At 67.5% G+C, this 3,354-nt stretch carries 3 protein-coding genes and 1 pseudogene; all 4 read right to left on the bottom strand.

What is annotated here, in order from left to right:
• Window positions 1-136: pseudogene (locus F3J18_RS36255) on the bottom strand (electron transfer flavoprotein subunit beta/FixA family protein); the annotation flags it as partial.
• Window positions 137-372: 236 nt separating this feature from the next.
• The gene (locus F3J18_RS36260) at window positions 373-1,167 is read right to left on the bottom strand and encodes a MetQ/NlpA family ABC transporter substrate-binding protein (RefSeq protein WP_166916967.1); all 795 of its coding nucleotides are present in this window, start codon (window positions 1,165-1,167) and stop codon (window positions 373-375) included.
• A 135-nt stretch (window positions 1,168-1,302) separates the two neighbouring features.
• On the bottom strand, window positions 1,303-1,956 hold the full coding sequence (locus F3J18_RS36265; RefSeq protein WP_013697012.1) for a methionine ABC transporter permease: 654 nt from the start codon (window positions 1,954-1,956) through the stop codon (window positions 1,303-1,305).
• Window positions 1,946-2,980: a methionine ABC transporter ATP-binding protein gene (locus F3J18_RS36270; protein WP_166916969.1), complete on the bottom strand. Its 1,035-nt coding sequence runs from the start codon at window positions 2,978-2,980 to the stop codon at window positions 1,946-1,948. The genes F3J18_RS36265 and F3J18_RS36270 overlap by 11 nt, the downstream gene beginning before the upstream one ends.
• Window positions 2,981-3,354 lie beyond the last annotated feature (374 nt).

The raw sequence follows: 3,354 nt of genomic DNA on the forward strand, positions 1-3,354 counted from the left end.
CCTCTTCCACCGCGATCTCATCGAACGGGTTCATCGACATCTTCACGTTCGCGATATCGACGCCCGTTCCGTCCGACTTCACGCGAACCTTCACGTTGTAGTCGACCACTCTCTTTACCGGCACCAGGATTTTCATGCACACGCTCCAAAGTTACGAATACGACCGACGGCCATTTTATAGTGTCGCCCACCTCCGAGGCGGCAACCCGGGCCTCGCGGCCCCTCGACCGACGAGGATAACGGCATTCGGCGACACGCCGGCAATAGCGAACGATCGTTCTATTTTAAGGGAGAAAAAACCCGGACGCCAAGCCCGGGTTTTGGACCCCCGCCTCTAATCGCCGGCACGCACGATGCTCCACCGCGCGCCGATCACCACGACGCGATCACCGCGCCGCCGAATTTGCCTTCCAGATAGCGCTTCACCTCGGGCGAGCGGTAGGCGGCCACCAGCTTGGCGACCCAGGGCTTGCCCCGATCCGCCTCGCGCACCGCCAGGATGTTCACGTAAGGGCCGTCCGCGCTCTCGATCGCGATCGCGTCGCGCCTGGGCTGCAGGCCCGCTTCCATCGCGAAATTGGTGTTGATCACGGCCGCGTCGACATCGGCCAGCGAGCGCGGGATCTGCGCCGCGTCCAGTTCGACGATCTTCACGCCGGACGGATTGCCGACGATATCGAAACGCGTCGCGGCCAGCCCGGCGCCGTCGCGCAGCTTGATCACGCCCTGCTTCTGCAACAGCAGCAGAGCCCGCCCGCCATTGGTGGGATCGTTCGGAATCGCGATCCGGGCGCCCTTGGGCAGCGCCGACAGCGACGCAATCCGCTTCGAATAGATGCCCATCGGGAAGGTCACGGTATCGGCCACGCGCACGATCCGGTAGCCGCGATCCTTGACCTGCGCGGCCAGATACGGCGCGTGCTGGTAGCTGTTCGCGTTGAGGTCGCCCGCCGCCAGCGCCGCATTGGGCTGCACGTAGTCGGAGAACTCGACGATGCGGATCTCGAGCCCCTGCGCGGCGGCCACCTTCTTCACCGCCTCCATCACCTGCGCATGCGGGCCGGCCGTCACGCCGACGCGGATCGTCTCGGCCGCCGCACGCGCGGCACCGAAACCGAGCACGGCGGCAGCCAGCAGCGCGCCGGCGACAAGCTTGCGTCTTTGCATCGGGACAGGCTCCGTGATGAGGATCCCCGGCATCAAGCCAGGCGATCCGGTCGGCAAGGGCGACAGGCCGCGCGAGGGCCCGACGGGGAATCAGCAATAGCGGCGTCGACCGCCGGCCAGGGCTTCAACGCTGGTTCAGCGATGACTGAGCCGACGCACCAGCCAGTCGCCGAACGACTGCACGATCTGCACGAACACGATCAGGATCACCACCACGGTCCACATCACCTCGGGCTCGTAGCGCTGGTAGCCGTAGCGGATGCCGAGATCGCCGAGCCCGCCGCCGCCGATCGCGCCGGCCATCGCCGAGTAGCCGACCAGCGACACGAAGGTGATGGTCAGCCCCGCCACGATGCCGGGCCAGGCTTCGGGCAGCAGCACCTTGAACACGATCTGGCGGGTGGTGGCGCCCATCGCCAGCGCGGCCTCGATCAACCCGCGGTCGACCTCGCGCAGCGCGGTCTCGACCAGCCGCGCGATGAACGGCGCCGAGGCCAGCGTCAGGGGCACCACGGCGGCGGCGGTGCCGATCGACGAACCGACGATCAGGCGCGTGAACGGAATCACCGCCACCAGCAGGATGATGAAGGGGGTCGAGCGCACCGCGTTGACCAGCCCGCCCAGCGCGCGATTGACGCCGAGGTTCTGCAGCACGCCCTGGCGATCGGTCAGGTACAGCAGCACGCCGAGCGGCAGCCCGACCAGCGCGCCGACCACGCCGGAGATGCCGACCATGATCAGCGTCTCCCAGAACGACTGCACGAACATATCCAGCATTTCACTCAACATGCGACAACTCCTCGACCACCACGCCCTGCTCGCGCAGATACGCGAGCGCCTCGCCGACCTTGCCGGGCTCTCCGCCCGCCAGCACCGCCAGCGAGCCGAAGGCCTGGCCCTGGATCTCGTCGATCTGGCCATGCAGGATGTTGAAGTCCAGCTCGTAGCGGCGGATCGTCTCCGACAGGATCGGCTGGTCCACGCCGCTGCCGGTGAAGGCCAGGCGCAGCAGGTGGCCGCGGCCGCTCTTCAGGCGCTCGGCGACGCGCGCCTTCAGCGCCGGCGGCAACTCCTGCGCGATCACGTCGCCGATCAGCGCGCGCGTGACCTCGTGGTGCGGCTGCATGAAGACCTCGATCACCGGCCCGGCCTCGACCACGCGGCCGGCATCGAGCACCGCCACGCGATCGCAGACCTGCTTGATCACCTCCATCTGGTGCGTGATCAGCACGATGGTGAGACCCAGTTCACGGTTGATCCTGCGCAGCAGGTCGAGGATCGCGCGCGTCGTTTCCGGGTCGAGCGCCGAGGTCGCCTCGTCCGACAGCAGCACCTTGGGCTTGCTGGCCAGCGCCCGCGCGATGCCCACGCGCTGCTTCTGGCCGCCGCTGATCTGGGCCGGGTAGCGATCCTTCTGCGCCGTCAGCCCCACCAGCTCCAGCAGAGGCAGCACGGTCGCCTCGATCTCCGCGCGCTTCACGCCGGCCAGCTCGAGCGGCAGGGCCACGTTCTCGTAGACGGTGCGCGAGGACAGCAGGTTGAAATGCTGGAAGATCATGCCGATGTCGCGGCGCGCGGCGCGCAGATCGGCCGCCGACAACGCGGTCAGGTCGCGGCCGTCCACCACCACGTTGCCCTCGCTGGGGCGCGTGAGCAGGTTGATGGTGCGCACCAGCGTGCTCTTGCCGGCACCGCTGCGGCCGATGATGCCGAACACCTCGCCGCGGGGAATCGTCAGGTTGACGTCGTGCAGCGCCTCGACCCAGCCTTGCGGCCCGGCGAATCGCTGCGATAGGTTGCGAATTTCGATCATGTAAACAAAACGGCGGAAGCTGCGAAGCCGATCGTGTCGGGCCTCGCCGGCGGCCGCCGTCATATCCGGGAATAGCCGCGCATTTTAACGCAAGCGCCTCATTTCCCTTAATAATCGATTTCGCTGCTTTCATAACCAGGCGAAATTAGAGGTGCGTTCTCGCGCAGGCCGGTCGCGGCGCGACTATGATCCTCGGCAACCCAGAACGATTAACGGAGACACCGCCGATGAACGCGACAGCCTCTTCATCCGGGCCCGAGGCCCAGGCCGGCCGCCCGGCGCGCGCCCAGGTGCGCAGCGCCGATGGCCTCGGGCTGGTGGCCTTTCGCTGGCAGGGCTGGGCCGCGGCCGATGGCGGCCGCCAAGCGCCGCGC

The organism is Burkholderia sp. Ax-1720 (genome assembly GCF_011753035.1).
GTDB classification, from domain to species: Bacteria; Pseudomonadota; Gammaproteobacteria; order Burkholderiales; family Burkholderiaceae; genus Burkholderia; species Burkholderia gladioli.